This is a genomic window from Mycobacterium sp. (assembly GCF_025933915.1).
Taxonomy (GTDB): domain Bacteria; phylum Actinomycetota; class Actinomycetes; order Mycobacteriales; family Mycobacteriaceae; genus Mycobacterium.
Window position 1 is genome coordinate 1 of sequence record NZ_JAICZA010000061.1, and the last position, 26,156, is coordinate 26,156.

Sequence of the window (26,156 nt, forward strand, 5' to 3'; positions counted from 1 at the left end):
AGCGAGCCTACCCAATATTCAATAATTATTGAAGATTCGGAACTTACCGACTTTCTGTTAGTGTTCGATGAGGAAGAGGAGGTGCGAGTGACCGAACGCGGGGATCAACGCGATGCGGCCGAACAGCTCGCACTCGTACTCGTCAACCACGGGCTGCAGCGCATGACCGCCCGGGTGCTGGCCACCTTGCTGTTCACCGAGCAGGCCAGCATGACGATGGGCGAGTTGGCCGAGCGGCTGCAGGCCAGCTCGGGTGCGATCTCGGGCGCGCTCAAAATGCTCACCTCCGTGGGGCTGGCCGAGCGGGCGCCCGCCCCCGGCAGCAGGCGGGATCACTACCGGCTGCGCGACGACGCGTGGGCAACGCTTTTCACCAACCAGAACATTGTGATATCGGCCATGCAGACCGCGGCCGAGGCCGGGATCACCGCGACCGGATCGGACAGCGTTGCCGGGCAACGACTCACGCGGATGCGCGACTTCTACGCCTTCATGCTCGACGAGATCCCGGCGATGCTCGAACGCTGGCGGCAGCGCTCACCCGGCTAGGCGGGCCGGGTCAGCAGCGCGACGGATTCGGCGTGATGGGTCAGCGGGAACGCGTCGAACACCCTGATCTTCTCGACGGCGTAGCCGTGACCGAGGTAGATCCCGATATCGCGCGCGAAAGATGCTGCCTCACAACCGATGTGCACCACACGCGGGACGCCGGCGGCACTCAGCAGATCGATGATCTCACGTCCGGCGCCCGCCCGCGGCGGGTCCAGCACCGCCACATCCGCTCTTGAGGCGCTTCCCTCATGCGCCGTCAGCGCGCGCCGCACCGAGTCGGTGACGATCTGCACCTGGGTCAGATCGGCCAGGGCGGCCCGAGCGGCCCGCGTCGACGCGCGCGAGGTGTCCACGCTCAACACCCGTCCGGAGGGCCCCACGGCCGCGCCGAGCACCGCGGCGAAAACGCCTGCGCCACCGTAGAGATCCCAGGCGCTCATGCCGGAGCCGGCGGCCGCCCAGTCGGCGACCAGATCGCTGTAGGTGGCCGCGGCGTCGCGGTGCGCCTGCCAGAAGGCCGTCACCGGCACCTGCCAGCTGCGCCCCGCCACTCGCTGGACCGCCTCGTAGCGGCCCTGGATCACCTTGGTCGCGGTCCGCTTGCCTTGCCGCAGGGTGCGCACCACATGGCGCGCGCCGTCATCGTCGAGGGCCACGTGCAGCTGGGCGCCCATGGGCCACTCGGTCTCGGCGATGCCGTCGAGCATGCCGACCGGCAGCTGCGCGCAGCGCAGGTCGGTCACCAAATCGTCGCTGTGATAGCGGTGAAAGCCCGGGCGACGGTCGGCCCCCACGTCGAGGCGAACGCGGGTGCGCCAGCCCGTCGGTCCGGAACCCGACAGCGGTTCGGCCTCGCCGCTCCAGCGATGCCCACCGAGGCGCTCCAGCTGATTGGACACGACTTCGGCCTTGAGCGCGCGGGCCACCTCGGGGACGGCGAACGCCAGGTCGCAGCAGCCGGCACCGTCGACCCCGGCGATCGGGCACAGCGACGCGGTACGGCCGTCCGCCGGCTCGATGACCTCGATAACCTCTGCGTGCCAATACGATCCGCGGTCCGCGGTAACCCGGACACGCACCCGCTCACCGGGTAGCGCGTACCGGACGAACACCACCCGGCCTTCGTGGTGCGCCACGCAGCTGCCGCCGTTGGCCGGCGCACCGGTGATCAAGGTCAGCTCCCCCGCCGGCGGCGAAGCGCCGCGCGGTGCACGGGTCGATTCGCGGGTCAATCGAAGATTCCCCGACGGGTGTCGCCCGGCGCCACGTGCGGCTGCAGCGTCTTGCGCCGTTCCGACGAACTCAATTGCCACGGAACCGAAGTCACCATGACTCCGGGCATGAACAGCAGCCGGCCCTTGAGCCGGAGCGCGCTCTGGTTGTGCAGCACCTGCTCCCACCAATGACCCACCACATACTCCGGGATGAACACCGTGACCACGGTACGCGGTGACTCTTCCCTGGCCCGCTTGACGTATTCCAGTACGGGGCGGGTGATTTCGCGATACGGCGAGGCAATGACCTTGAGCGGAACGCTGATATCGCTTTCCTCCCACTTCTGCACCAGCTCGCGGGTTTCCGCGTCGTCGACGCTGACCGTCACGGCCTCGAGAACGTCGGGCCGCGTGGCCCTGGCGTAGGCCAGTGCGCGCAGCGTCGGCAGGTGCAACTTCGACACCAGCACCACGGCGTGATTGCGGCTGGGCAACGCCACGTCCTCCTCGTCCGCGGCCTGTCGCGCCAATTCGTGGTTCACGGTGTTGTAGTGCCGGTGAATCATCTTCATGATTCCGAACAGCAAGCTCATCGCGAACAGGGCGATCCACGCCCCGGCGACGAACTTGGTGACCAGGACCACCAGCAAAACCGTGCCGGTGGAGAGCAATCCGACCGTATTGACCACCCGTGAGCGCATCATCTTGCGCCGCACCTGCGGATCGGTCTCGGTGCGCAACAACCGGGTCCAGTGCCGCACCATGCCGATCTGGCTCAGCGTGAACGAGATGAACACGCCGACGATGTAGAGCTGGATCAACGCGGTGACCTCGCCGCGGAACGCCACGATCGCCAGCACCGCGACCCCGGACAGGAACAGGATTCCGTTGGAGAACGCCAACCGGTCTCCGCGGGTGTGCAATTGGCGCGGAAGGTAGCTGTGCTGCGCGAGGATCGAACCGAGCACCGGGAACCCGTTGAACGCGGTGTTGGCCGCCAGCACCAGGATGAGTGCGGTCACCGTCGCGATCAGCAGGAAGCCGAGGTGGAAGCTGCCGAACACCGCTTGCGCCAGCTGGGCGACCAGCGTCTTTTGGTAGTAGCCCTGCGGCGTCCCGCTCAGTTGCGTCGCGGGATCCTCGACGAGCTGAACCCCGATCTTCTCGGCCAGCACGACGATGCCCATCAGCAGGGTCACCGCGATCACGCCCAGCATCAGCAGGGTCGTCGCCGCGTTGCGTGACTTGGGTTTCTGAAACGCCGGCACCCCGTTGCTGATCGCCTCGACACCCGTGAGCGCCGCGCACCCCGAGGAGAACGACCGCGCGACCAAGAACGCCAGGGCGAAACCGACGACCTGGCCGTGCGCGGCATGCATCTGGAAACCGGCGGACTCCGCCCGCAACGGATCGCCCAGCACGAAGATCCGGAACAGACCCCAGCCGATCATGACGAGGACACCGACGATGAACGCATAGGTCGGGATGGCGAAGGCCACCCCGGATTCGCGGACCCCACGCAGGTTCAGCGCCATCACCACCAGAATGGAGACCACGCAGAAGAACACCTTGTGTTCGGCCACGATCGGGATGGCCGACCCGATGTTCGCCATCGCCGACGCCGTCGAAACGGCCACGGTCAGAACGTAATCCACCATCAGGGCGCTGGCCACGACGAGCCCCGCGGTCTCGCCGAGATTGGTGGTGACCACCTCGTAGTCGCCGCCGCCGGACGGATAGGCGTGGACGTTTTGCCGGTAGCTGGCCACCACCACCAACATGACCGCGGCCACCGCGAGCCCGATCCACGGCGTCAGCGCGTACGCCGACAGCCCGGCAACCGAGAGCATCAAGAAGACCTCCTCGGGCGCATAGGCCACCGAGGACAACGCGTCGGAGGCGAATACCGGCAAGGCGATCCGCTTGGGCAGCAGCGTGTGGCTCAGTCGGTCGCTGCGAAACGGCCGGCCGATAAGCAACCGACGAGTGGCGGTTGAAAGTTTGGACACGAGAGCCAAGAGTAAGCGCAGACGGGTTTGACGGTAGCGTTCGTGGACGAGAATGTTCGCCGACCGAAACGGCTTGCCGACGTGCGTTGCCGACGAAGGGCGCAAGACGCGGCCGAGAGGACCACAAGTGCGAGTAGTAGTGATGGGCTGCGGGCGCGTCGGCTCCTCGGTCGCCGACGGGCTATCCCGCATCGGTCACGACGTAGCGGTCATCGACCGCGACAGCACCGCCTTCAACCGGCTCAGCCCGGAATACGCCGGCGAGCGGGTCCTGGGCCAGGGGTTCGACCGAGATGTACTGCTGAGGGCCGGCATCGAAGAGGCGGACGCGTTCGCCGCGGTGTCCTCCGGCGACAACTCCAACATCATCTCGGCGCGACTCGCGCGGGAGACATTCGGCGTCAAGCGAGTCGTGGCCCGCATCTACGACGCCAAACGCGCCGAGGTCTACGAACGCCTGGGCATACCCACCATCGCGACCGTGCCCTGGACTACCGACCGCCTGCTCAATGCCCTGCTGCGCGAGACCGAGACGGCCAAGTGGCGCGATCCGACCGGCACGGTCGCCGTCGCCGAGGTGGTCCTGCACGAGGATTGGATCGGGCACCGGGTCACCGATCTCGAACAGGCCACCGGCGCCCGCGTCGCGTTCCTGATCCGATTCGGGGCCGGCGTGTTGCCCGAGCCGAAATCGGTGATCCAGGCCGGCGACCAGGTTTATGTCGCGGCGATATCGGGCCGCGCCGCCGAGGCGGTGGCCATCGCCGCGCTACCACCGAGCGAAGACCTGTGATGAATTCGAGTGACCGGCTATTGGAGGGGACGGCGCAGATGACGACCGCCGACGACGAAGAAGCCGGCTTGCGTCGTTCTCCGGCCGGGGTCGAGGAGCGGCGCACATGAAGGTAGCGGTTGCCGGCGCCGGCGCGGTCGGTCGCTCCGTCACTCGGGAACTCATCGGCAACGGTCACGACGTGACGCTGATCGAGCGCAACCCCGACCACGTCGACGTCGACGCCATCCCGGCCGCGCACTGGCGCCTGGGCGACGCCTGCGAGTTGAGCCTGCTGGAATCGGTGCAGATGCAGGAGTTCGATGTGGTGGTGGCCGCCACCGGCGATGACAAGGCCAACGTCGTACTTAGCCTCTTGGCCAAAACCGAATTCGCGGTGCCGCGGGTGGTGGCCCGGGTCAACGACCCGCGCAACGAATGGCTGTTTACCGACGCGTGGGGCGTCGACGTCGCGGTGTCGACACCGCGCATGCTGGCCTCGCTCATCGAAGAGGCCGTCGCCGTCGGCGATCTGGTGCGACTCATGGAATTCCGCAAGGGGCAGGCCAACCTCGTCGAGATCACCCTGCCCGATGACACGCCCTGGGGGGGCAAGCCGGTGCGCAAGCTGCAGCTGCCGCGGGACACCTCGCTGGTGACGATCCTGCGTGGCCCGCGGGTCATCGTGCCCGAGGAGGACGAGCCGCTGGAAGGCGGCGACGAGCTGCTGTTCGTCGCCATCGCCGAGGCGGAAGAGGACCTGCAGAAGCTGCTGCTGGGCTAGGGGCGATCACCACCATCGGACCAGGGGCGATCGCCAGCGCGGCGTAGCCGGGCGCAGCGGGTCGCCACCATCGGGCTAGTCGCGGACGGTACGGGGTTCCATCTCGACCCCGGCGCTCGCCGCCATGGCCCGTCGCGCCGATTTGATCGCCGCGTAGGTTGCCAGCGCGGCCAGCACGGTCAGCGGCCAGCCCATCCCGATCCGCGCCGCCGCCAGCCACCCGGTCCGATCGGCGTCGTAGAGCAGCCCCTGAACCACGAAGCGGGCGGCGAACACCAGCACCCAGCCGAGCGACGCGACGTCGAACGCAAGGACGGCCCGGGGCACGCCGCGCCAGCCGTCTCCCCGCCCGGTGGCCCAGCTCCACGCGTAGCCGACCAGCGGCCGGCGGATCGCCACCGACGCGGCGACCACCACCGCCCACACCAAGGACATCCAGATGCCCAGCAGGAAGTAGCCCTTGGACTCCCCCAGCACGTAGGCGATCAGCGCGCACAGCGCGACGCCGAAGAACCCGGAGAACGCCGGCTGCGGGGAATCCCGTCGGACCAGCCGCCACAGCAAGACCAGCGCGGCCACCCCCAACGCGGCCGCGATTGCGGGAACCAGCCCCGACACGCTCGAGGCGACCACGAAGACGACCACCGGAAGCGACGAATAGATGACACCACTGACCCCGCCCGCCTGCGCCAGCAGGCGCTCGGGGCTGATGCGACTAGCGGTCTGTTCCGATGAGCCCGGATCCCGGGCCGACGCGGCTGCCCCACCCAAGTCTTCGGGGACCGTCACCGCTGAATTTCGTAGTGCGGGTTGTAAATCGCCTTGGTTCCGTTCTCGAGCTTGCCGAGGCGGCCCCGCACCCGCAGGGTGCGGCCCGAGTCGATGCCCGGGATGCGTCGCTGGCCCAGCCACACGAGCGTGACGGTGTCGCTGCCGTCGAACAATTCGGCGCGCACCCCGCCGGCGCAGGCCCTGCCGTTGCACTCCACGCTGCGCAGCGTGCCGACCATCGTGACCTCCTGGCCACGCTCGCAGTCGATAGCCCGTTGTGCACCGGTGCTGGCGACTTCGTCGGACAGTTCCTCAGAGTCTCGTTGCTCCGGATCCTCCGTCAACCGGCGGGTGAGCCGGCGCAGATACCCTTGGGCCCCCATGGCCACTCCTGACGATAAAAGCTTCGATGCTTCCTCTATGCCAACGGACACCGTAGACCTCTTGGTTCCCCAGCGCCAACCCACTCAAACACCGGTGTTGGAGGGTGGGTGAACGCCCGGCAGTATCGAGGGGTGGCTGTCGATCTGAGTGGTGTCACGACGGTGTTGTTGCCCGGAACCGGCTCCGACGACGACTACGTTCACCGGGCGTTTTCCCGCCCGATCGGCGAGGTGGGCGCGGTGCTGGTGACCCCGCCGCCGCGACCCGACCGGTTGATCGAGGGCTACCTGGCGGCGCTGGATGCCGCGGCGCGAGAAGGGCCGGTCGCGGTCGGCGGCGTGTCGATCGGCGCGGCGGTGGCGGCGGCCTGGGCGCTGGCCCATCCGGACCGGACGGTCGCGGTGTTGGCCGCCCTGCCGGCCTGGGCCGGGGCCCCCGGCGCGGCGCCGGCGGCCCTCGCGGCGCGGCATTCGGCCGCGCAGTTGCGCGCCGACGGCTTGGCGGTGACGACCACCCAGATGCGGGCGTCCAGCCCGCCGTGGCTGGCCGACGAGCTGACCCGTTCGTGGGGCGCCCAGTGGCCGCACCTGCCCGACGCCATGGACGAGGCGGCCGCCTACATCGCGCCGAGCTGCGACGAGCTGGGCGGGCTGGCCGCGCCGCTGGCGGTGGCGGCCGCGGTCGACGACCCGATTCATCCGCTGCAGGCCGGTGTCGACTGGGTCGCCGCCGCGCCGCGCGCGGCGCTGCGGACGGTGACGCTGGATCAGATCGGGGCGGATCCCGCCGCCCTGGGCGCGGCCTGCCTGACGGCCCTGGCCGAGCTGAGCTAGACGGTACTGCCTGTGTGTCAGCCGCCGGTGGTGGTGCGCAGCTGTTGCATGGCCGACCCGTCGGCGCTGCGCCGTGCGGCCGGCTCGTTGGAGGGCGCCGGTTGCTGCTCGGCTTGCTGCGCATCGCCTTGTTGTGCGGCTTGTTGCGCCTCGGCGGCTTCCCGCAGCTGCTGCGCCATCGGCTCGGGCAACTGCACGGCCAGCGGAGTGCGGACCGGAAGGGGTGTATCACCGCGCCGAACCACGGTGTCCGCCAACGCCGCTCGCGCTTCCAGCTCCAGCGCCTCCATCGTCTCGTGGGCGCCGTTGATCACGCAGCGGATCATCCAGCGGTATCCGTCGACGCCGATGAACCGCACCACGCCGGTGGCGGTGCCGACCACTTCCCGCCCCCACGGCCCGTCCTTGATGCTGACCTGGGCCGAGTCGTTGCGCAGCGATTCGGCAAGTTCGCCGGCCACTTCGCGCCACAGGCCGCCGGTTTTGGGCGCCGCATAGGCCGCGATGGTGAAACGACCGTTGGGCGTGACGACCCAGACCGCGCTCGGGACACCGGTTTCGGTCAGCTCGACCTGCAGCTGACCGGCCTCGGGCATGGGAATCAGCACCGAGCCCAGATCGAGCCGGGCCAGCTCCGCGACGGCGGGGTCGTCGAAGTCCTCGATGTCGAACGGGCCCTCGAGTTCTTCGGGAGCCTGGTCGCCTGCGCCGTGGACCGCGACCTCGTCGGCCGCCGGTGTGCCGGCGGCGGAGGCGTCGTCGTCTTTGGGTGTGCGTTTACCGAATGCAGCCATCAGCGCCGCCCCTCCTCATCGCTTCGCCCCGCATCGTCGCCGGCACATCACAGACTCGCATGTCCGCCGGAGGAACCGTGACCACCGTCGCCACGGGACGTGTCGGCCAGGCCGGCCTCGTCGAACGACGACACCTCGACCAGCTCCACCAACTCGACTCGCTGCACCAACAGTTGGGCGATGCGGTCGCCCCGGTGCACGACGATCGGCTCGGCCGGATCAAGGTTGATCAGCGCGACCTTGATCTCGCCGCGGTAGCCCGCGTCGATGGTACCCGGGCTGTTGACGATCGAAAGTCCAACGCGCGCAGCCAATCCCGATCGCGGATGCACCAGGCCGACCATCCCGAACGGGATGGCGACTGCCACGCCCGTGCGCACCAGGGCGCGCCGCCCAGGCTCCAGTTTCACGTCCTGGGCGCTGTAGAGATCGATCCCGGCGTCGCCTTCGTGGGCACGGCCGGGCAGCGGAAGCTCGGGGTCAAGGCGCACGATGGCCAGACTGGTCGACACGGGGCCACAGACTACCCTTGACTGCGTGTCCGATACGCGCGTCGCGCCGCACAACGTGCGGTATCGCGAACGATTGTGGGTTCCGTGGTGGTGGTGGCCACCGGCCATCGCACTGGCGGGCATCATCGCTTTCGAGTTCAACATGGGCGTCACCCGGCAGTCCTCGTGGTGGCCATACGCAGCACTGTTCGCGGTGGCGGCCGCGGCGTTGTTGTGGCTGGGCCGCATCGAGGTCCGGGTCACCGCCAACCCGGCCGTGCCGGGGGACGTGGAACTGTGGGCGGGCCACGCGCACCTGCCGGTCACCGCGATCGCCCGGTCCGCGCAGATAGCGCCCTCGGCCAAATCCGCCGCCCTGGGGCGCCAACTCGACCCGGCGGCCTACGTCCTGCACAGGGCATGGGTGGCGCCGATGATCCTGGTCGTCCTCGACGACCCGGACGACCCGACGCCGTACTGGCTGGTGAGCTGCCGTCATCCCGAACGGGTGCTGTCGGCCCTGACACGGTGAGCGCAGTTATCAGGCCGCGCAGTCGGTGCAGATCATCACGCCGTTCTTCTCGCTGGCCAGCCGACTGCGGTGCTGCACGAGAAAGCAACTCGAGCAGGTGAACTCGTCAGCCTGCTTCGGAACGACGCGAACCGAGAGTTCTTCACCGGACAGATCCGCGCCGGGCAGTTCAAAGTTCTCAGCGGACTCAGATTCGTCGACGTCGACGACGGCAGAAGCCGCCTCGTTGCGTCGCGCTTTGAGCTCCTCCAGCGAGTCCTCCGAAACATCGTCAGTTTCGGTGCGCCGTGGAGCGTCATAGTCGGTAGGCATATCTCTTCCCCTGCCCTATTGCCTCTACATGCCCGCGTAAATCTCAAGCATCGCTTTGTACCAGCGTCGAACGCATCCACCAAATGATTCGTGCCCGGATCGCGGCCCATTAAGGTGTGATTTACGTCACACCCCCATTTTGACCCTTGTGCTCGCTTCTGAACAGTGGGTTCACCCTGCCGCTAAAGTGCAGCTGTGGTCACACAAATCACCGAGGGTACAGCCTTTGACAAGCACGGTCGGCCCTTCCGACGGCGCAACCCCCGGCCCGCGATCGTGGTGGTGATTTTCCTCGCAGTGGCCACGGGCGTGATCTGGACCGTGGCGTTGACGCGGCCCGCCAAGGTGCATGAGGCGGTGGTGTGCAACCTTCCGCCGCAGTCGACCGGTTCGGCGCCGGCCCAGCTCGGTGAGCAGGTGTCGCGCAGCGCCATGATGGACGTCACGCCCACCAAACTCGCCGACACCAAAGTCCGCGTCCTCAACGCCAGCGGCCGGGGCGGACAGGCCGGCGATGTCGCCGGGGCGATGAAAGACCTCGGCTTCGCGCAGCCGACCGCCGCCAACGACCCCCTCTATGCGGGTACCCGGCTGGCCTGCCAGGGCCAAATCCGTTTCGGCACCGCCGGACAGGCCACCGCCGCGGCGGTGTGGCTGGTGGCGCCGTGCATGGAACTGTTCAACGACAGCCGCGCCGACGACTCCGTCGACCTGTCCTTGGGAACCGACTTCAGCGCGTTGGCCCACAACGACGACATCGACGCCGTGCTCGCCACCCTGCGCCCCGGCGCCAGCGAGCCGTCAGATCCCACACTGCTCGCCAAGATTCACGCCAGCAGCTGCTGAGGCGGTCAATCCAGGATCGGATCCAGGCCGTTGAAGCGCTCCAGGACGGCCAGCAGCTCGTCGGCGATCCCGGGCGCGGCGGCCAGCACCAGCCCGGCCCCGGGGGCGTCGGGCGCCGGCACCACCACCCGGGCTCCCGCCTCGGCCGCGATCAGCGCACCCGCCGCGCGGTCCCATACCTTCAGGCCGTGCTCGTAGTAGGCATCCAGCCGGCCCGAGGCGACCATGCACAGATCCAGCGCCGCCGAGCCGATGCGGCGAACATCGCGGACCACCGGCAGCATCCGCGCCAACAACGCCGCCTGCGCCGCGCGGCGCTGCCGTGAATAACCGAAACCGGTGCCCAGCAACGCCATCGACACGTCCTCGACGGCGGAGCACTGCAACGGCTGGGTTCCGTGGCCGTCGGTGACGTGCGCACCGAGGCCGGTGGCCGCCGAGTACACCCGGTGACCGACGACGTCGGCGACCGCCCCGGCCACCGATTCGCCGTTGAGCTGGACCCCCACCGACACCGCGTAGGCGGGGACGCCGTAAACGAAATTCACCGTGCCGTCGATGGGATCGAGCACCCAGGTGACCGATCCGGCCGGCGTGCCCGACGGGTCGGTAGGCCCGCCGCCCTCCTCGCCGAGAATGGGGTCGCCAGGCCGTAATTGGGCCAACCGGTCCCGCAGCAGCCGCTCGGTCTCGGTATCGACCACGGTCACCGGGTCGGTTGGGGTGCTCTTGGTTCGCACCGCGCCGCTCTCCGGGGCTCTCACGCCGGCCGCCTCGGCACCGAAAACCTCGGAGCGCCGACGCCGCACGAACGCGGCGGCCTCGGTGGCCAGGGTTTCGGCCACTGAGCGCAGCCGCGCGAGCTCGTCATCGGATTGGATCACCGCTCTATCGCATCACAGTCGCCACCGCCGCGCAGACGCCACAGGCCGCGGCGCCGCGGCGTTAAGGTGAGCGGACAGCCCAGTCACGCCGAGGAGATTCGATGACCAGCACCGACTCGACCACGGACCCGCCCGGCACCGCACCGGGCGACGGCACGCCGCAGCGTCGCGGCTTCGGGATCGACGTCGGTGGCAGCGGCATCAAGGGCGGGATCGTCGACATGGACACCGGGTTGCTGATCGGCGAGCGGGTCAAGCTGCTGACCCCGCAACCGGCGACGCCCTCGGCGGTCGCCAAGACCATCGCTGCGGTAGTCGACGAATTCGGATGGACCGGACCCCTCGGGGTGACCTACCCCGGGGTCGTCACGCACGGCGTCGTGCAGACCGCGGCCAACGTGGACAAATCTTGGATCGGCGCCAACGCACACGACATCATCAGCGCCGAGCTGGACGGTCAGGACGTGACGGTCCTCAACGATGCCGACGCGGCCGGGCTGGCCGAGGAGCACTACGGGGCGGGCAGAAGCCAGTCGGGCCTGGTGATCTTGCTGACCTTCGGCACGGGGATCGGCTCCGCGGTCATCCACAACGGCACGCTGATACCCAACACCGAGTTCGGGCACCTGGAGGTCGGCGGCAAGGAAGCCGAGCAACGAGCGGCGTCCTCGGTGAAGGAAAAGAAGGGCTGGTCCTACGAAAAATGGGCCAAAGAGGTGACCAGGGTGCTGGTGAGCATCGAGAACGCGATGTGGCCGGATCTGTTCATCGCCGGGGGCGGCATCAGCCGCAAGGCCGACAAATGGCTGCCGCTTCTCGAGAACCGCACCCCGGTGGTGGCCGCCGCCCTGCTCAACACCGCCGGGATCGTCGGCGCGGCCATGGCCGCCACCTCGGACGTGACCCACTGAATTTGCCGGGCAGAGCTGTAGTACACCGCACTGTCGTTACAATGGTGCTCGGCGAACGCCCAACCGATAGCGTGCACCTACTCACGCTGATACCAACGCCGACATCGACATAGCAGACACTTTCGGTTAACCATGCCCAATACCCACCGGAAGTGAGCCCAAACGAAGGGGTGTAAGTGGCAGCGACCAAAGCAAGCCCGGCAACCGATGGGCCGGTGAAACGCACCGCCACGAAGTCTCCGTCGTCCCCCGCCAAGCGCCCCGCGGCTAAGGCCGCCAACGGCTCCGCGCCCGCCAAACGGGCCGCCAAGACAACGTCGCGGTCCACCAAGTCCGAGGCCGCCGCGGCCGACGATCCGACCAAGAAGACCCGCAAGGGAGCCGACGCCAAGGCGGCGTCGGGGCGCGGGACCAAAGCGGCCAAAGGCGGGCCCGCGGATCCCGACGCCCTCGATTCCGACGGAGCCGTCGAAGATCTCGATAACGAACCCGATCTCGAGGCTGAGCCCGGCGAAGACCTCGACATCGACAGCGATCTCGTCCTCGACGACCTCGAGGAAGACGTGGCGACCGAGGGCGATGTCTCCGAGGCCGCGTCGGGCGACCCCGACGCCGGTGACGACGAGGCGGCGGCCGCGCCCGCGGCCGCCGCCGAGACCGCCCCCGCCGACGAGGACGACGAAATCGCCGAGCCCACCGAAAAGGACAAAGCCTCCGGCGATTTCGTCTGGGACGAGGACGAATCCGAGGCGCTGCGCCAGGCCCGCAAGGACGCCGAACTCACCGCCTCCGCCGACTCGGTTCGCGCGTACCTGAAGCAGATCGGCAAGGTCGCGCTGCTCAACGCCGAGGAAGAGGTCGAGCTGGCCAAGCGCATCGAGGCCGGCCTGTACGCGACCCAGCTGATGACCGAGCACGCCGACCGCGGCGACAAGCTGCCCGCCGCCCAGCGCCGCGACATGACGTGGATCTGCCGCGACGGCGACCGCGCGAAGAACCATCTGCTGGAGGCCAACCTGCGGCTGGTGGTGTCGCTGGCCAAGCGCTACACCGGCCGCGGGATGGCGTTCCTCGACCTGATCCAGGAAGGCAACCTGGGCCTGATCCGAGCGGTCGAGAAGTTCGACTACACCAAGGGCTACAAGTTCTCCACCTACGCGACGTGGTGGATCCGTCAGGCCATCACCCGCGCCATGGCCGACCAGGCCCGCACCATCCGCATCCCGGTGCACATGGTCGAGGTGATCAACAAGCTGGGCCGCATCCAGCGTGAGCTGCTGCAGGATTTGGGCCGCGAGCCCACGCCCGAAGAGCTGGCCAAGGAAATGGACATCACGCCCGAAAAGGTGCTCGAGATCCAGCAATACGCTCGCGAGCCGATCTCGCTGGACCAGACCATCGGCGACGAGGGCGACAGCCAGCTGGGCGATTTCATCGAAGACAGCGAAGCCGTGGTGGCCGTCGACGCGGTGTCGTTCACGCTGCTGCAAGACCAGCTGCAGTCGGTGCTCGAGACGCTCTCCGAGCGCGAGGCCGGCGTGGTGCGGCTGCGCTTCGGGCTCACCGACGGCCAGCCCCGGACCCTGGACGAGATCGGGCAGGTTTACGGGGTGACCCGCGAGCGCATCCGCCAGATCGAATCCAAGACGATGTCAAAGCTGCGTCACCCCAGCCGCTCCCAGGTGCTGCGGGACTACCTCGACTGAGCGAGGCCTGTCGTTCGCGAGAACGGTTGGTGCGCAAGCTGTTCGCGGCACGCTGAACGCGGGCGGGCCAAACAGCCGCCGCGGCGGCAAAATTCGGCTGCGCCCGCGGCCTCCCCGTCGTACGGTGAGGCGCATGTCAGCAAGCCGCAAAGTGGTCCTTTCCGAGTCCACCTTCGAATCGGTGATCGGTTACTCGCGCGCGGTGCGGGTCGGTCCGCATGTGTCGGTGGCCGGGACGACCGGCGCGGGGCCCGCCGATGACATCGCCGCGCAGGCACGAGATGCCCTGCGCCGCATCGAAATTGCACTGCAGCAAGCCGACGCGGCGCTCACCGACGTGGTGCGCACCCGCATCTACGTCACCGACATCTCGCGCTGGCGCGAGGTGGCAGCCGTACACGAGGATGTGTTCGGCGCGATACGTCCCGCGGCCACCATGGTCGAGGTCTCGGCGCTGATCGCACCCGAGTTGCTGGTGGAGATCGAGGCTGACGCCTACGTCGAGGGCCCGGGCGGATCCTGAGCCACGACCGGGGTGATCGGCGGGAAGCTGCCGTCGGCGGCCGGCGGATAGGCCGTGACCCGGATTACCGCGGACACCGGCAGCGGCCCGTACAGGTGCGGGAACAACATCGACTCCGGATCGGTTGTTACTCCTGACTCCCAGCGCACCGGCGCGCCAAGCCGGGCCGGGTCGAGGTGCAACAGCACCAGGTCATCACGACCCCGGTAGAGCCGGTTGGCCGGCAGGTGGACCTGATCGGGCCTGGACAGGTGGACGAAGTCGGCACCGTCGGCGGGGCCTATGGCGCCCCCGCGGCGGGCCGTCGCCCACTGCTCGGCCCCGCACAGGTGCACCAGCACGTCGGGAGCGAAGGTCACCACCGCCACCCTAGAGAACCGCCTAAACCAAACCTGACCTGGTCGTGAGAAACGACACACCCGATAACGATCGGGGAACAGGGCGAAAACGCCGTACGTCTGAGAAAGTGAATGTACGAGAACGGAGAGGCCATGAATGCAACTCTGACGAGTCCGGAACTGACACGGGCCGACCGCTGCGACCGCTGCGGTGCCGCGGCTCGGGTACGCGCCAAGCTGCGTTCAGGCCTCGAGCTTCTCTTCTGCCAGCACCACGCCAACGAGCATGGGGCCAAGCTGACCGAGCTGGACGCCGTGCTGGAGGCCAGCGAAAGCTAAGCCGCGCGAACTTGCCCGTCGCCAATGTGGGCAGTCCGCGCGATCTTCGGTAATGCTGGACTGGTATGAGCGATCAGGCCGCAAAACCGTCGCGCCACCACATCTGGCGAATCACCCTGAGGGCTCTTTCCAAGAGTTGGGACGACTCCATCTTTTCGGAGTCGGCTCAGGCGGGTTTTTGGTCGGCGTTGTCCCTACCGCCGTTGCTGCTTGGGATGTTGGGCACCATGACCTACGTGGCGCCGGTGTTCGGCCCGGACATGCTGCCCAACATCCTGCGGCAACTGATTTCGACCGCGCACAGCGTGTTCTCCCCCAGCGTGGTCAACGAGATCATCGAGCCGACCGTCCATGACATCGCCAACAACGCCCGTGGTGAGGTGGTGTCGTTGGGTTTCATCATCTCGCTGTGGGCGGGGTCGTCGGCCATCTCGGCGTTCGTCGACTCCGTGGTCGAGGCGCATGACCAGACGCCGTTGCGCCATCCGGTGCGCCAGCGCTTCTTCGCGCTGTTTCTCTACGTCGTGATGCTGGTGGTCGTCGTGGCGACGGCGCCCCTGGTGGTCGTGGGCCCGCGCACGGTGGAACAACACATCCCGCTGGGCCTGTCCAACGTGCTCCGCTACGGCTACTACCCGGCGCTGATCATCGGCCTGACGATCGGCGTGATGATCCTGTACCGGGTCGCCCTGCCGGAACCGCTGCCGTCGCACCGGCTGATCCTCGGCGCGATGCTGGCGACCACCGTCTTCGTCACCGCCACGCTGGGCCTGCGGTTCTACTTGAGGTGGATCACCAGCACCGGTTACACGTACGGCGCGCTCTCCACCCCGATCGCCTTCCTGTTGTTCGCATTCTTCGGTGGTTTCGCGATCATGCTCGGCGCCGAACTCAATGCCGCCATCCAGGAGGAATTCCCCGCACCCAAAACGCACGCCCACCGGCTGCGCAGCTGGTTGTTCTCTCGTTCGCCCGCGTTGAAGCGGACGGTGGAAACGCTGGCCAGCCCGATAGCGAATCCCGCAACGCAGCAACGCGATGCCGCGGCGGCCGAGCCGCCCGCCTGATCAGCCCTTCTTCATCCGGTCGTAGATCTGCTTGCAGTCCGGGCAGACCGGTGAGCCCGGCTTCGCCGCCTTGGTGACGGGGAAGACCTCGCCGCACAACGCCACGACGTAGTTGCCCATCACCGCGCTCTCGGCGATCTTGTCCTTCTTGACGTAATGAAAATATTTGGGCGTATCGCTGCCGGTCCCGTCGTCGACGCGTTCGTCGGTCTCGGTGCGTTCGATCGTCTGGGTCTGCATACCTCATATTGTGCACTGCCCGGTACCTCCCCAAAACCGGCCGAGACGGAATCGGCCGGGTGTGGGACAGTGGAGAAATGAAGCACGGCTCCGACTCGGGGTTCGACGGCAGCTTCGATGACTTCGACGGCACCAAAAACCGGCCAGTACTCATCACCGCCGCCGAGCCCTCGTATGAGGAGCAACATCGCGCGCGGGTCCGTAAATACCTGACCCTGATGGCTTTCCGGATTCCGGCGCTCATCCTCGCCGCCCTCGCCTACGGCGCCTGGCACAACGGCCTGATTTCGCTGGCGATCGTGGCGCTGTCAATCCCCCTGCCCTGGATGGCCGTGCTGATCGCCAACGACCGACCGCCGCGCCGCCCCGACGAGCCCCGCCGGTTCGACAATGCCCGCCAGCGCACTCCCCTTTTCCCCCGCGCCGAACGTCCGGCGCTCGAGCCTCCGCGACACCCCCAACCGGGGTCTCCACCTGACGCGCGGGGCGGGATCGACCACGACTAGCCGTCGTTGGCGCTGAAGTGCCGTCGTCGCGCACTTCTCAGGACATTCTCAGGTCGGCGGCACATTTCTGCACGTCAAGACGTGTGAGATGGCGGACCGCCGGGAACTCTGAAACCTGATCGGTCGTTGAAGTCGATGACAGTACAAGCCGAACGGGAGGTCGCTATGGCGAACGCCAGCACGAGCAGATTTGACGGCGATCTGGATGCTCAAAGCCCCGCGGCGGATCTAGTGCGCGTATATCTGAACGGCATCGGTAAGACGGCGTTGCTCAATGCGGCAGGGGAAGTTGAACTCGCAAAGCGCATCGAAGCCGGGCTCTATGCCGGCCACCTGCTCGAAACGCGTAAGCGCCTCGGGGAGAACCGTAAACGCGATCTAGAGGCCGTGGTGCGCGACGGTAAAGCAGCGCGGCGTCACCTGCTGGAAGCGAACCTGCGCCTGGTGGTGTCGCTGGCCAAGCGGTACACAGGTCGCGGCATGCCGCTGCTGGACCTGATCCAGGAGGGCAATCTCGGACTGATCCGCGCGATGGAAAAGTTTGACTACACAAAGGGATTCAAGTTCTCGACCTACGCCACGTGGTGGATCCGTCAGGCCATCACTCGCGGCATGGCCGACCAGAGCCGCACCATCCGGCTGCCCGTCCACCTGGTGGAGCAGGTCAACAAGCTGGCGCGGATCAAGCGGGAGATGCACCAGAACCTCGGACGCGAGGCCACCGACGACGAACTGGCCGCCGAATCGGGCATCCCGGTGGACAAGATCAACGACCTGCTGGAGCACAGCCGCGATCCGGTAAGCCTGGACATGCCGGTTGGCTCGGAGGAGGAAGCCCCGCTGGGCGACTTCATCGAGGACGCCGAAGCGATGTCGGCCGAGAACGCGGTGATCGCGGAGCTGCTGCACACCGACATTCGCAGCGTGCTGGCCACCCTCGACGAGCGCGAGCACCAGGTGATCCGGTTGCGGTTCGGCCTCGATGACGGCCAGCCCCGCACGCTGGACCAGATCGGCAAGCTCTTCGGGCTGTCCCGTGAGCGGGTTCGCCAAATCGAGCGGGACGTAATGTCCAAACTCCGCAACGGGGAGCGCGCCGACAGGCTACGGTCGTACGCGAGCTAACGACTCACACAAGCTAGGTAGCAGACGGTATGCCCGCCGCGTCAGCGGCGGGCATACTGCTTGCCTGGGAGGCGTTGCACCCATTCATGCAGCTGGCCAAGTAGACTCAGCGTCGATGGAAGGTGCTGAATGAACGACCTGGTTGACACCACCGAGATGTACCTGCGGACCATCTACGACCTCGAAGAAGAGGGCGTGACCCCGCTACGTGCCCGAATCGCCGAACGCCTCGATCAGAGCGGGCCGACTGTCAGCCAAACCGTGTCCCGCATGGAGCGCGACGGGCTACTCCACGTGGCCGGTGACCGCCACCTCGAGCTCACCGACAAGGGCCGGGCGCTGGCCGTGGCCGTCATGCGCAAGCATCGGCTCGCCGAACGATTGCTGGTCGACGTCATCGGGGTGCCCTGGGAAGAAGTGCACGCCGAGGCGTGTCGCTGGGAGCACGTGATGAGCGAAGAGGTCGAGCGGCGATTGGTGAAGGTGCTCAACCACCCGACCACGTCACCGTTCGGCAACCCGATCCCCGGGCTTCTGGATCTGGGCGTGGGCCCCGAGTCCGGTGGCGAGGAGGCCAACCTCGTCCGGCTGACCGAACTGCCCCCCGGTTCCCCGGTGGCCGTGGTCGTCCGGCAGTTGACCGAACACGTCCAAGGCGACACCGATCTGATCACCCGCCTCAAGGATGCCGGCGTCGTCCCCAACGCGCGCGTGACCGTCGAGACGGGGCCCGCCGGGGTGACCATCGTCATCCCGGGCCACGAGAACGTCACCCTGCCGCACGAGATGGCCCACGCGGTCAAGGTCGAAAAGGTCTGACCCACGCCGCTGCCCCCGGCTAGCCGGCCCTGCGGCCGAATGGCCGCCGCGGCGGCAGCCGCACCCCGAACCGTTTGGCCAGCCGGTACCCGGTGAGCGCGAGATCCCGGATGTCCTCGGGCCGCAGACCCGACTGCAAAGCGGTGTCCAGCATGCCCGCCATGCGATGGTCGGGCTCGCAACGCAGCGCCTCCTGCAGCGACACCCCGGCCAGCGGACCGTCGCCGCGGGCATACGCGCTGAACGCGAGCAGAACCAGCGCCTCGACCCGCCACGGCGGCGGCAACGTGCGCGCCAGTATCGCCCACAGCGTTTCGACCTCGTCGGCTCCCTCGCCGACGGCGAGTGCGTACAGGATATCGCGCACCTGCGGGTCGCTCAGCGCGCAACCCAGCGCCGCCAGCTCGGCGTCGGACAGCGATTCGTCGGAGGCGACCCGGGCGGCGGCCGCCATCGCGTTCTCCACGTCGCCGCGGGTGCAGCGGACCGGATCCGCGCGATGCGCCGCCCGGCGCCGGGTGGCCTGCCGCCTGACCGCGCCGGCCAACGCGGCGCTGCGTTTCGGGTCGTCGGGCGCGATGACCGCCTGCAGGTCGGCGCGGCGCGGGTAGAGCCGCCTGCCCTCCAGCACGGCCGCGGCGGCCAGCGGCGACGCCGAGGGATCCTCGACAAGGCCACTCGACCCGCAGCCCTCGACGCAATGCCAGCGCCCGCCGAGGGCAACCCGGTCGACCACGTGGCTATCCCACAGCTCAATGTCGTGCTGCGACAAGGACTCTGCGAGCGCCTTACACAGCTGCCGGTACTCCTCGTTGCAGCTGGGACAGTGCGCGCCGTCCGCGTCGACGATCACCGCGATGACGGCCTCGGGCCGGGCGGCCGCAGCGACCTCCGCCAAATGACCGACCCGGCCGGGCAACTCCTGGGAGAGGTCGACGCGCATCACCGACCCGAGCTGTCGACCGTCCAAAGACACTAATACCAATGAGTTTTCGGGAATGAAGCCGAGAACGGCGGGCAGCGCGGCGATGAGCGCGCCGGGGCGGGAAAGCTCGAAGTCGGGTTGTGGATGCGTGGTCATGAACACCAACGCTGACGGCCGCCACCGTCAACCGGGCTCGCGCGCGCCGGCGCGGCAGCGGACCTGTGGATGAACCCGGCACTGTGAGTTGTGCTGCTCTACTGTTTAGCCCATGAGCTCGGCGCAAGAGTACGACATGGTGGTCATCGGTTCGGGGCCCGGCGGGCAGAAGGCCGCCATCGCCTCCGCCAAGCTGGGCAAGTCGGTCGCCATCGTCGAACGCGGCCAGATGATCGGCGGCGTGTGCGTCCAGACCGGCACCATCCCGTCAAAGACGTTGCGCGAAGCGGTCCTTTACCTCACCGGGATGAGCCAACGCGAACTCTACGGCGCGAGCTATCGGGTGAAAGAGAAGATCACCCCGGCCGATCTGCTGGCGCGCACCCAGCATGTGATCGGCAAGGAAGTGGACGTGGTGCGCAACCAGTTGATGCGCAACCGCATCGACCTGCTGATCGGCCACGCGCGATTCGTCGACGCACACACCATCGAGGTCGAAGACCCCTCGCGCCGCGAAAAGATCACCATCAGCGGCAAATACATCGTCGTCGCCACCGGCACCCGGCCGGCGCGGCCCTCCGGCGTGGAGTTCGACGAAGAGCGCGTGCTCGACTCCGACGGGATCCTCGATCTCAAGACACTGCCCACCTCCATGGTGGTCGTCGGCGCGGGCGTGATCGGCATCGAGTACGCCTCGATGTTCGCCGCGCTGGGCACCAAGGTCACCGTGGTGGAAAAGCGCGACGACATGCTGGAGTTCTGCGACCCCGAGGTGGTCGAGGCCCTGAAGTTCCACCTGCGCGACCTGGCGGTGACGTTCCGCTTCGGTGAGGAGGTGACCGCGGTCGACGTCGGCTCGGCGGGCACCGTCACCACCTTGGCCAGCGGCAAGCAGATTCCCGCTGAGACGGTGATGTATTCGGCCGGACGGCAGGGCCAGACCGACCATCTCGACCTGCACAACGCCGAGCTGGAGGCCGACAACCGGGGTCGAATTTTCGTTGACGATAATTTTCAGACCAAGGTGCCCCACATCTACGCCGTCGGGGACGTGATCGGTTTCCCGGCGCTGGCCGCGACCTCGATGGAGCAGGGGCGGCTGGCCGCCTACCACGCGTTCGGGGAAGCGTGCGACGGCATCACCGAGCTGCAGCCGATCGGCATTTATTCGATCCCCGAGGTCTCCTACGTCGGCGCCACCGAGGTGGAGCTCACCAAGAACTCGATCCCCTATGAGGTCGGGGTGGCGCGGTACCGGGAGCTGGCACGCGGCCAGATCGCCGGGGACTCCTACGGGATGCTCAAGCTGCTGGTGTCCACCGAGGACCTCAAGCTGCTCGGCGTGCACATCTTCGGCACCAGCGCGACCGAGATGGTGCACATCGGGCAGGCCGTGATGGGGTGCGGGGGCACGGTGGAGTACCTGGTGGATGCGGTGTTCAACTACCCGACGTTTTCCGAGGCCTACAAGGTGGCGGCGCTCGACGTGATGAACAAAGTGCGGGCGCTCGACCAGTTCCGCCGCTAACCCGATGGTGGCGACCCGCTGCGCCCGGCTACGCCGCGCTGACGATCGCCACTAACAGGCGTCTTGGAGGTCGTTGGGGATCGGGTCGCCCGGCCCACCGCCTTCGGCGCGGGCCAGCAGGTCGGCGGTTTGCGCGTCGAACGGCGCCGAATACGACATGTCCGCGGCGCAGCCACCGCGCTCGAGACCGCCGATCAGCCCGATGAGCGTGGTACCGCTGACCCATGGCGCGCCGCTGGTGCCGTCCACCAGCCCCTCGCACGCCAGCGCGGGGAACCCGCTGTCGCTGACCGATGTGCTGCCCTGACACCCGATGGGTGACCCACCGACGCCGACCGGATACCCCAGCACGGTGACGCGACTGCCCGGCGGCGGCGTCACACCCAGCGTCAGCGCCAAACCGACACGTGACTCGACGTCGGCACCGGTGTCGTTGCTGACCCGCGCGATCGCGTAGTCGGCGTGCGGATCCTTGCTGGCGGTCCAGCGCGGATCGAGGTAGACCGCGTCCGCCTTCCACACATCAGTCGGCGCCGGCGCGGCGTCGCCGGCGAAACCGGGAACGAAGGTGATCAGCGACGCTCCGGCCAAACAATGCGCCGCGGTCATGATCAGGTCCCCGCCCGTCGAATGCACCACCGAACCGGTGCAAACGTGAAGCGGCCCACCATCAATGAAGATCGCCCCGATGCGCCGATCCGGGTCCATCGGACCCGCGACCGCCCGCTGCTCGGGCTGGCTGAGCCGCTGCACCGGCCCACCGACCCGCGGAGCCGACACCGGGGCACCCGACACCTGCTCGACGGGCCGGTGACACGACGTCAGCGACATCGCCACCCCCACCACCGAGCAGAGCATCAAGATCCGAATGCGCATCGCCTTCATCATGCCCGACGGGGTGGCAGCGAGCCGACTTCCGCACAACGCGGTGCGCCAGGGTTTGCTGGCACACCGGCGGCGCCCCGGATGTGTGCTCTCCGGATTACGCCCGAGAATTATCGCGTTTTCAGTTGTAACGCGGAGGCGAGTTCGCTGTTCGATATTGGTGCCGCCTGATTCGGGGGACACTGGGTAGGGCACCCTGGAGAGACCCCCGAGAGGAGGCGATCGAAGATGGATCCCCATCAAGACCCAGGTGATCAGTACCAACCGGGGCAGCCCGGCATGTACGAGCTGGAGCTGCCGGCGCCGCAGTTGTCGACGTCCGATGGCCGCGGCCCGGTGTTGGTGCACGCCCTGGAGGGCTTTTCCGACGCCGGTCACGCCATCCGGTTGGCGGCCTCGCATCTCAAGGCGGTGCTGGATGCCGAGCTGGTCGCGTCCTTCGCGATCGACGAATTGCTGGACTACCGCTCACGACGGCCGCTGATGACCTTCAAGACCGATCACTTCACCCACTATGACGATCCGGAGCTGAGCCTGTACGCGTTGCGCGACACCATCGGCACCCCGTTTCTCTTGCTGGCCGGGATGGAACCGGATCTCAAGTGGGAGCGCTTCATTACCGCCGTACGCCTGCTGGCCGAACGCCTTGGCGTGCGCCAGACCATCGGCCTGGGCACCGTGCCGATGGCGGTTCCGCACACGCGGCCGACCACCATGACCGCACACTCCAACAATCCGGAGTTGATCGCCAGTTTCCAGCCGTGGATCTCGGAGATCCAGGTCCCCGGCAGCGCCTCCAACCTGCTGGAATACCGGATGGGCCAGCATGGCCATGAGGTGGTCGGCTACACCGTGCACGTCCCGCACTACCTCACGCAGACCGATTACCCGGCCGCCGCCCAGGCGTTACTCGAGCAGGTCGCCAAGACCGCGTCGCTGGAGCTACCTCTGACGGCGTTGACCGAAGCGGCAGAGGTGATTCGGGCCAAGATCGACGAGCAGGTCGAAGCGAGCGCAGAAGTCGCCCAGGTGGTGGCCGCGCTGGAGCGCCAGTACGATGCCTTCATCGACGCTCAGGAGAACAGATCGTTACTAGCTCGCGACGAGGATCTGCCGAGTGGCGACGAGCTAGGCGCAGAGTTCGAGCGATTTCTGGCCCAGCAGGCGGAGAAGAAGTTCGACGACGACGACCAGGCCTGACCCCCAGCCGAAACCCCTAGCCACACCGCCCTTAGCCCGGCCCGACAGCAAGGTTGGCGATATGACCGAGCGGAAGCGCAAGAACAGGCTCCGCCCGGTGCGTGAAGTGACCGCACCCACACTCGAGTTTCGCACCATCCATGGTTACCGGCGCGCGTACCGCATCGCCGGCTCCGGGCCGGCGATTCTGCTGATCCACGGCATCGGCGACAACTCCACCACGTGGAATACCGTGCAAGCCAAGCTCGCCCAGCGCTTCACGGTTATTGCCCCGGACCTCCTGGGCCACGGTCAATCTGACAAACCGCGCGCCGACTACTCGATCGCGGCATACGCCAACGGGATGCGTGACCTGCTCAGCGTGCTCGATATCGAGCGGGTGACCATCGTCGGCCATTCGCTGGGCGGCGGTGTGGCCATGCAATTCGCCTACCAGTTCCCGCATTTGGTGGAGCGGCTGATACTGGTCGGCGCGGGCGGCGTGACGAAGGATGTCAACTTCGTCTTGCGGTGGGCTTCCCTGCCGATGGGCAGCGAAGCCATCGCGTTGCTGCGATTACCCCTGGTACTGCCGGCGGTTCAGCTCGTGGGCCGGGTCCTGGGCGTGGCGCTGGGCAGCACCGGCCTGGGCCGTGACCTGCCCAACGTGCTGCGGATCCTCGACGACCTGCCGGAACCGACGGCGTCAGCGGCATTCAGCCGAACGCTGCGGGCGGTGGTGGACTGGCGCGGACAGATCGTCACCATGCTCGACCGATGCTATTTGACCGAAGCCATCCCGGTGCAGATCGTCTGGGGCACCAAGGATGTGGTGGTCCCGCTCCGGCACGCGCGGATGGCCCACGCCGCGATGCCTGGTTCGCGCCTGGAAATCTTCGAGGGCTCCGGCCACTTCCCCTTTCACGACGACCCGGCCCGCTTCATCGATGTCGTCGAGCGCTTCATCGACTCCACCGACCCCGCCGAATACGATCAGGCCGCCCTGCGCACGCTGCTGCGCACCGGCGGCGGCGAGCAGACCGTCACCGGCCCGGCCCCCACCCGCGTCGCCGTTCTCAACGCCATGGGGTCCGACGAACGCAGCGCCACCTGATTTCACCTTGATCGAAACGGCCGGATTCGGGGCCGTACAGTCGGGCCATGGGTATCGACGTCACGGTGTTGCGGGTGTTCAGCGATTCGGACGGCAATTTCGGCAATCCGCTCGGCGTGGTGGATGCCGGCCAGGTCCAGGTCGGGGACCGGCAGCGGTTAGCAACCCAATTAGGCTACAGCGAAACGGTTTTCGTTGACCTTCCGGCCGCGGGCTCCTCGACCGCGCACGCCACCATCTACACGCCCCGCACGCAACTCCCGTTCGCCGGGCACCCGACCGTCGGCGCCTCGTGGTGGCTGCGGGAGAACGGTTCACCGATCAACACGTTGCAGATACCGGCGGGCATCGTGCAGGTGGGCTACGACGAACACCGCACCCGCATCAGCGCACCCGCGGAATGGGCGCCTGAGTTCGCCCTGCACGAATTCGGTTCCGCCGACGACGTTCTCGCCGCCGACCCGACCGACTTTCCCGACGACACGGCCCACTACCTATGGGCCTGGACCGACCGGGCTACCGGGTCGCTGCGTGTCCGCATGTTCGCCGCCAACCTCGGTGTGCCCGAAGACGAGGCGACCGGTTCGGCCGCGATGCGAATCACCGACTACCTGAGCCAAAACCTGCGGATCACCCAGGGCAACGGCTCCGTCATCGAAACCACCTGGAGCGCCGAGGGCTGGGTCGGGGTGGCCGGACGGGTGGTCAACGACGGTGTGCGACATCTGGACTGACGACCCGTCGCGCCGCGGCGAACGCTCAGCGCTGGCGGTGCAACGCCGCGGCGAGGTGGTGCTGCAGCGGCTGTCCAACCGCACTCATCTGCACCGAGTAGGAAAGCTCATCGCCGTCGATGCGGAAGGAACGCCCCAGTTTCGTCACCTCTTTGGCGGTGGGGGTCAGGCCGACGGCTGTGGTGGACATCTGCATTTCGATGAGGTCGCCGGTGACCGAATAGGTACCGATTTCGATTTCGGTGATGCCGCTCGGATGGGCCAGCACCAACTCGAGGTGGCCCGGCTGCGGCACGCGCAGGTATCCCGTCTCGGCGTGTAACGGCTTGCCGTCGGCTACCGCCTTGGTCTTTTGGGTGTAGGCCAGAAACGGTTTGCCGACATGGGCGAATGTGACCTCTTCGACATAGTCGAAGGGCTGGATCGTCGGATATTCGCCGGCACCCTGGCCGACCCAGGTGCCGAGGAGCGGAGCCAACGCCGCGAGGTCGGGATGCAAGTCCATGGGCATGTGTTTCTCCTATGTCAAGCCGCCGCCGTTTGGCAAGGCTGAGTTCGGTTTTGGTGGTCGGTGTGTAGGTGGTGGAAAACGACGCGGGCCAGGCGACGTTTGAGGCGGTCCTTCACACCTGATGCCGACAAAACGCATGAACACCAACCCCACGGGCGGCACCGAGCCTATGAGCCAAACACCAGGTGATCAGGATCCAACCACCGCAACACGCGGCACCTCACCCTGACACTGACCCCGAGCCTAGCGGGGTGACGTGACCCAGCCCGGTGAGGTCCGTCAGCCGGGAGTCGCCACTCCGCGGTGCTCACGAAGCGCCTGAATCTCGCGCTCGAAGTCGTCCGCCGACTCAAAGGAGCGATACACGGAGGC

General features: G+C 67.5%; 31 protein-coding genes and 1 pseudogene. 18 read left to right on the forward strand and 14 right to left on the reverse strand.

The features are described from left to right. Positions 1–87: 87 nt before the first annotated feature. Positions 88–549 carry a MarR family transcriptional regulator gene (locus Q0W90_RS11895; RefSeq protein ID WP_297597534.1) on the forward strand — a complete coding sequence of 154 codons (462 nt, stop codon included), beginning with the start codon at positions 88–90 and terminating at the stop codon, positions 547–549. On the opposite strand, the gene Q0W90_RS11900 is transcribed toward Q0W90_RS11895, so the two are convergent. Together Q0W90_RS11900 and Q0W90_RS11905 are read right to left on the reverse strand one after the other, a co-directional pair. After that, positions 546–1,730 (reverse strand): TRAM domain-containing protein, encoded by a 1,185-nt coding sequence (locus tag Q0W90_RS11900; RefSeq protein ID WP_297697473.1) that lies wholly within the window; start codon positions 1,728–1,730, stop codon positions 546–548. The two genes, Q0W90_RS11895 and Q0W90_RS11900, sit on opposite strands and share 4 nt — an antisense overlap. A gap of 50 nt (positions 1,731–1,780) precedes the next feature. After that, a complete protein-coding gene (locus Q0W90_RS11905) occupies positions 1,781–3,775 on the reverse strand; it encodes an APC family permease (protein ID WP_297597536.1) in 1,995 nt (664 codons plus the stop codon). Positions 3,776–3,902: 127 nt separating this feature from the next. Here Q0W90_RS11905 and Q0W90_RS11910 point away from each other — a divergent pair, with 127 nt between their 5' ends. Continuing rightward, complete coding sequence (locus tag Q0W90_RS11910; protein ID WP_293039997.1) at positions 3,903–4,568, forward strand: TrkA family potassium uptake protein; 666 nt, start codon at positions 3,903–3,905, stop codon at positions 4,566–4,568. Positions 4,569–4,674: 106 nt separating this feature from the next. Then, on the forward strand, positions 4,675–5,331 hold the full coding sequence (locus Q0W90_RS11915) for a TrkA family potassium uptake protein (protein ID WP_297602208.1): 657 nt from the start codon (positions 4,675–4,677) through the stop codon (positions 5,329–5,331). 75 nt (positions 5,332–5,406) lie between these two features. Here Q0W90_RS11915 and Q0W90_RS11920 read toward each other — a convergent pair whose 3' ends face one another. Both Q0W90_RS11920 and Q0W90_RS11925 read right to left on the reverse strand, forming a co-directional pair. Next, positions 5,407–6,102 carry a DUF3159 domain-containing protein gene (locus Q0W90_RS11920; protein ID WP_297602212.1) on the reverse strand — a complete coding sequence of 232 codons (696 nt, stop codon included), beginning with the start codon at positions 6,100–6,102 and terminating at the stop codon, positions 5,407–5,409. A 14-nt stretch (positions 6,103–6,116) separates the two neighbouring features. After that, positions 6,117–6,485, reverse strand: coding sequence for an OB-fold nucleic acid binding domain-containing protein (locus Q0W90_RS11925; RefSeq protein ID WP_003875251.1), 369 nt, complete (start codon positions 6,483–6,485; stop codon positions 6,117–6,119). A 132-nt stretch (positions 6,486–6,617) separates the two neighbouring features. Here Q0W90_RS11925 and Q0W90_RS11930 point away from each other — a divergent pair, with 132 nt between their 5' ends. After that, positions 6,618–7,319, forward strand: coding sequence for an alpha/beta hydrolase (locus tag Q0W90_RS11930; protein WP_297602204.1), 702 nt, complete (start codon positions 6,618–6,620; stop codon positions 7,317–7,319). A gap of 17 nt (positions 7,320–7,336) precedes the next feature. On the opposite strand, the gene Q0W90_RS11935 is transcribed toward Q0W90_RS11930, so the two are convergent. Beyond that, on the reverse strand, positions 7,337–8,113 hold the full coding sequence (locus tag Q0W90_RS11935; protein ID WP_297601797.1) for a DUF3710 domain-containing protein: 777 nt from the start codon (positions 8,111–8,113) through the stop codon (positions 7,337–7,339). Positions 8,114–8,160: 47 nt separating this feature from the next. Further along, positions 8,161–8,625 (reverse strand): dUTP diphosphatase, encoded by a 465-nt coding sequence (gene dut / locus Q0W90_RS11940; RefSeq protein ID WP_297601794.1) that lies wholly within the window; start codon positions 8,623–8,625, stop codon positions 8,161–8,163. A 25-nt stretch (positions 8,626–8,650) separates the two neighbouring features. Here dut and Q0W90_RS11945 point away from each other — a divergent pair, with 25 nt between their 5' ends. Then, positions 8,651–9,136 (forward strand): DUF3093 domain-containing protein, encoded by a 486-nt coding sequence (locus tag Q0W90_RS11945; RefSeq protein WP_297601791.1) that lies wholly within the window; start codon positions 8,651–8,653, stop codon positions 9,134–9,136. A 9-nt stretch (positions 9,137–9,145) separates the two neighbouring features. On the opposite strand, the gene Q0W90_RS11950 is transcribed toward Q0W90_RS11945, so the two are convergent. Continuing rightward, the gene (locus Q0W90_RS11950) at positions 9,146–9,448 is read right to left on the reverse strand and encodes a DUF4193 domain-containing protein (RefSeq protein WP_008258544.1); all 303 of its coding nucleotides are present in this window, start codon (positions 9,446–9,448) and stop codon (positions 9,146–9,148) included. A 195-nt stretch (positions 9,449–9,643) separates the two neighbouring features. On the opposite strand from Q0W90_RS11950, the gene cei reads away from it, so the two are divergent. Next, complete coding sequence (gene cei / locus Q0W90_RS11955; RefSeq protein WP_297601768.1) at positions 9,644–10,294, forward strand: envelope integrity protein Cei; 651 nt, start codon at positions 9,644–9,646, stop codon at positions 10,292–10,294. A gap of 5 nt (positions 10,295–10,299) precedes the next feature. Here the strand turns inward: cei and Q0W90_RS11960 are convergent, their stop codons facing one another. Further along, positions 10,300–11,178, reverse strand: a complete 879-nt coding sequence (locus Q0W90_RS11960) for an inositol monophosphatase family protein (protein ID WP_297601758.1) — start codon at positions 11,176–11,178, stop codon at positions 10,300–10,302. A 101-nt stretch (positions 11,179–11,279) separates the two neighbouring features. Here Q0W90_RS11960 and ppgK point away from each other — a divergent pair, with 101 nt between their 5' ends. The 3 genes from ppgK to Q0W90_RS11975 all read left to right on the forward strand — a co-directional run bounded on the left by ppgK (position 11,280) and on the right by Q0W90_RS11975 (position 14,318). After that, complete coding sequence (ppgK, locus tag Q0W90_RS11965; RefSeq protein ID WP_297601755.1) at positions 11,280–12,089, forward strand: polyphosphate--glucose phosphotransferase; 810 nt, start codon at positions 11,280–11,282, stop codon at positions 12,087–12,089. A gap of 176 nt (positions 12,090–12,265) precedes the next feature. After that, entirely contained in the window at positions 12,266–13,795 is a 1,530-nt protein-coding gene (locus tag Q0W90_RS11970) for an RNA polymerase sigma factor (RefSeq protein ID WP_297774667.1), read from the forward strand. Between the two features lie 133 nt (positions 13,796–13,928). Continuing rightward, positions 13,929–14,318, forward strand: coding sequence for a RidA family protein (locus tag Q0W90_RS11975; protein WP_297697460.1), 390 nt, complete (start codon positions 13,929–13,931; stop codon positions 14,316–14,318). Here Q0W90_RS11975 and Q0W90_RS11980 read toward each other — a convergent pair. Continuing rightward, the gene (locus Q0W90_RS11980; RefSeq protein ID WP_297599636.1) at positions 14,291–14,686 is read right to left on the reverse strand and encodes a DUF952 domain-containing protein; all 396 of its coding nucleotides are present in this window, start codon (positions 14,684–14,686) and stop codon (positions 14,291–14,293) included. The genes Q0W90_RS11975 and Q0W90_RS11980 overlap by 28 nt on opposite strands. Before the next feature lie 123 nt (positions 14,687–14,809). On the opposite strand from Q0W90_RS11980, the gene Q0W90_RS11985 reads away from it, so the two are divergent. Further along, the gene (locus Q0W90_RS11985; RefSeq protein ID WP_297599638.1) at positions 14,810–14,995 is read left to right on the forward strand and encodes a hypothetical protein; all 186 of its coding nucleotides are present in this window, start codon (positions 14,810–14,812) and stop codon (positions 14,993–14,995) included. Between the two features lie 65 nt (positions 14,996–15,060). Beyond that, a complete protein-coding gene (locus Q0W90_RS11990; protein ID WP_297599640.1) occupies positions 15,061–16,062 on the forward strand; it encodes a YihY/virulence factor BrkB family protein in 1,002 nt (333 codons plus the stop codon). On the opposite strand, the gene Q0W90_RS11995 is transcribed toward Q0W90_RS11990, so the two are convergent. Beyond that, entirely contained in the window at positions 16,063–16,302 is a 240-nt protein-coding gene (locus Q0W90_RS11995; protein WP_297599642.1) for a DUF3039 domain-containing protein, read from the reverse strand. It lies immediately after the preceding gene. Between the two features lie 59 nt (positions 16,303–16,361). Here Q0W90_RS11995 and Q0W90_RS12000 point away from each other — a divergent pair, with 59 nt between their 5' ends. From Q0W90_RS12000 to Q0W90_RS12010, 3 genes are all read left to right on the forward strand, one after another. After that, positions 16,362–16,808, forward strand: a complete 447-nt coding sequence (locus Q0W90_RS12000) for a DUF3099 domain-containing protein (protein WP_297599644.1) — start codon at positions 16,362–16,364, stop codon at positions 16,806–16,808. Positions 16,809–16,943: 135 nt separating this feature from the next. Next, positions 16,944–17,933, forward strand: coding sequence for a sigma-70 family RNA polymerase sigma factor SigB (gene sigB, locus Q0W90_RS12005; RefSeq protein ID WP_297599655.1), 990 nt, complete (start codon positions 16,944–16,946; stop codon positions 17,931–17,933). A gap of 129 nt (positions 17,934–18,062) precedes the next feature. After that, positions 18,063–18,752 (forward strand): metal-dependent transcriptional regulator, encoded by a 690-nt coding sequence (locus Q0W90_RS12010; protein WP_297599657.1) that lies wholly within the window; start codon positions 18,063–18,065, stop codon positions 18,750–18,752. 19 nt (positions 18,753–18,771) lie between these two features. On the opposite strand, the gene Q0W90_RS12015 is transcribed toward Q0W90_RS12010, so the two are convergent. Beyond that, a complete protein-coding gene (locus Q0W90_RS12015) occupies positions 18,772–19,833 on the reverse strand; it encodes a DUF4192 domain-containing protein (protein ID WP_297774671.1) in 1,062 nt (353 codons plus the stop codon). Positions 19,834–19,945: 112 nt separating this feature from the next. Here Q0W90_RS12015 and sthA point away from each other — a divergent pair, with 112 nt between their 5' ends. Continuing rightward, a complete protein-coding gene (sthA, locus tag Q0W90_RS12020) occupies positions 19,946–21,361 on the forward strand; it encodes a Si-specific NAD(P)(+) transhydrogenase (RefSeq protein WP_297697461.1) in 1,416 nt (471 codons plus the stop codon). Positions 21,362–21,412: 51 nt separating this feature from the next. Here the strand turns inward: sthA and Q0W90_RS12025 are convergent, their stop codons facing one another. Next, the gene (locus tag Q0W90_RS12025) at positions 21,413–22,249 is read right to left on the reverse strand and encodes a trypsin-like peptidase domain-containing protein (protein WP_297599664.1); all 837 of its coding nucleotides are present in this window, start codon (positions 22,247–22,249) and stop codon (positions 21,413–21,415) included. A gap of 225 nt (positions 22,250–22,474) precedes the next feature. Here Q0W90_RS12025 and Q0W90_RS12030 point away from each other — a divergent pair, with 225 nt between their 5' ends. The 3 genes from Q0W90_RS12030 to Q0W90_RS12040 all read left to right on the forward strand — a co-directional run bounded on the left by Q0W90_RS12030 (position 22,475) and on the right by Q0W90_RS12040 (position 25,273). After that, the gene (locus Q0W90_RS12030; protein WP_297599666.1) at positions 22,475–23,446 is read left to right on the forward strand and encodes a PAC2 family protein; all 972 of its coding nucleotides are present in this window, start codon (positions 22,475–22,477) and stop codon (positions 23,444–23,446) included. Between the two features lie 61 nt (positions 23,447–23,507). Further along, positions 23,508–24,539 carry an alpha/beta hydrolase gene (locus tag Q0W90_RS12035; protein WP_297599668.1) on the forward strand — a complete coding sequence of 344 codons (1,032 nt, stop codon included), beginning with the start codon at positions 23,508–23,510 and terminating at the stop codon, positions 24,537–24,539. Positions 24,540–24,586: 47 nt separating this feature from the next. After that, the gene (locus Q0W90_RS12040; protein WP_297599670.1) at positions 24,587–25,273 is read left to right on the forward strand and encodes a PhzF family phenazine biosynthesis protein; all 687 of its coding nucleotides are present in this window, start codon (positions 24,587–24,589) and stop codon (positions 25,271–25,273) included. 25 nt (positions 25,274–25,298) lie between these two features. On the opposite strand, the gene Q0W90_RS12045 is transcribed toward Q0W90_RS12040, so the two are convergent. Further along, complete coding sequence (locus Q0W90_RS12045; protein ID WP_297599671.1) at positions 25,299–25,784, reverse strand: peroxynitrite isomerase; 486 nt, start codon at positions 25,782–25,784, stop codon at positions 25,299–25,301. A 279-nt stretch (positions 25,785–26,063) separates the two neighbouring features. Further along, positions 26,064–26,156, reverse strand: a pseudogene (locus Q0W90_RS12050) (transcriptional regulator NrdR); the annotation flags it as partial.

Excerpts from the sequence above, each read along its gene's own strand:
- Q0W90_RS11915 (WP_297602208.1), top strand. The coding sequence starts at position 4,675 with ATGAAGGTAGCGGTTGCCGGCGCCGGCGCGGTCGGTCGCTCCGTCACT.
- Q0W90_RS11925 (WP_003875251.1), bottom strand. The coding sequence starts at position 6,485 with ATGGGGGCCCAAGGGTATCTGCGCCGGCTCACCCGCCGGTTGACGGAG.
- Q0W90_RS11935 (WP_297601797.1), bottom strand. The coding sequence starts at position 8,113 with ATGGCTGCATTCGGTAAACGCACACCCAAAGACGACGACGCCTCCGCC.
- Q0W90_RS11950 (WP_008258544.1), bottom strand. The coding sequence starts at position 9,448 with ATGCCTACCGACTATGACGCTCCACGGCGCACCGAAACTGACGATGTT.
- ppgK (WP_297601755.1), top strand. The coding sequence starts at position 11,280 with ATGACCAGCACCGACTCGACCACGGACCCGCCCGGCACCGCACCGGGC.
- Q0W90_RS11975 (WP_297697460.1), top strand. The coding sequence starts at position 13,929 with ATGTCAGCAAGCCGCAAAGTGGTCCTTTCCGAGTCCACCTTCGAATCG.
- Q0W90_RS11985 (WP_297599638.1), top strand. The coding sequence starts at position 14,810 with ATGAATGCAACTCTGACGAGTCCGGAACTGACACGGGCCGACCGCTGC.
- Q0W90_RS11990 (WP_297599640.1), top strand. The coding sequence starts at position 15,061 with ATGAGCGATCAGGCCGCAAAACCGTCGCGCCACCACATCTGGCGAATC.
- Q0W90_RS11995 (WP_297599642.1), bottom strand. The coding sequence starts at position 16,302 with ATGCAGACCCAGACGATCGAACGCACCGAGACCGACGAACGCGTCGAC.
- sigB (WP_297599655.1), top strand. The coding sequence starts at position 16,944 with ATGACAGTACAAGCCGAACGGGAGGTCGCTATGGCGAACGCCAGCACG.
- Q0W90_RS12010 (WP_297599657.1), top strand. The coding sequence starts at position 18,063 with ATGAACGACCTGGTTGACACCACCGAGATGTACCTGCGGACCATCTAC.
- Q0W90_RS12015 (WP_297774671.1), bottom strand. The coding sequence starts at position 19,833 with ATGACCACGCATCCACAACCCGACTTCGAGCTTTCCCGCCCCGGCGCG.
- sthA (WP_297697461.1), top strand. The coding sequence starts at position 19,946 with ATGAGCTCGGCGCAAGAGTACGACATGGTGGTCATCGGTTCGGGGCCC.
- Q0W90_RS12025 (WP_297599664.1), bottom strand. The coding sequence starts at position 22,249 with ATGATGAAGGCGATGCGCATTCGGATCTTGATGCTCTGCTCGGTGGTG.
- Q0W90_RS12030 (WP_297599666.1), top strand. The coding sequence starts at position 22,475 with ATGGATCCCCATCAAGACCCAGGTGATCAGTACCAACCGGGGCAGCCC.
- Q0W90_RS12035 (WP_297599668.1), top strand. The coding sequence starts at position 23,508 with ATGACCGAGCGGAAGCGCAAGAACAGGCTCCGCCCGGTGCGTGAAGTG.
- Q0W90_RS12040 (WP_297599670.1), top strand. The coding sequence starts at position 24,587 with ATGGGTATCGACGTCACGGTGTTGCGGGTGTTCAGCGATTCGGACGGC.
- Q0W90_RS12045 (WP_297599671.1), bottom strand. The coding sequence starts at position 25,784 with ATGCCCATGGACTTGCATCCCGACCTCGCGGCGTTGGCTCCGCTCCTC.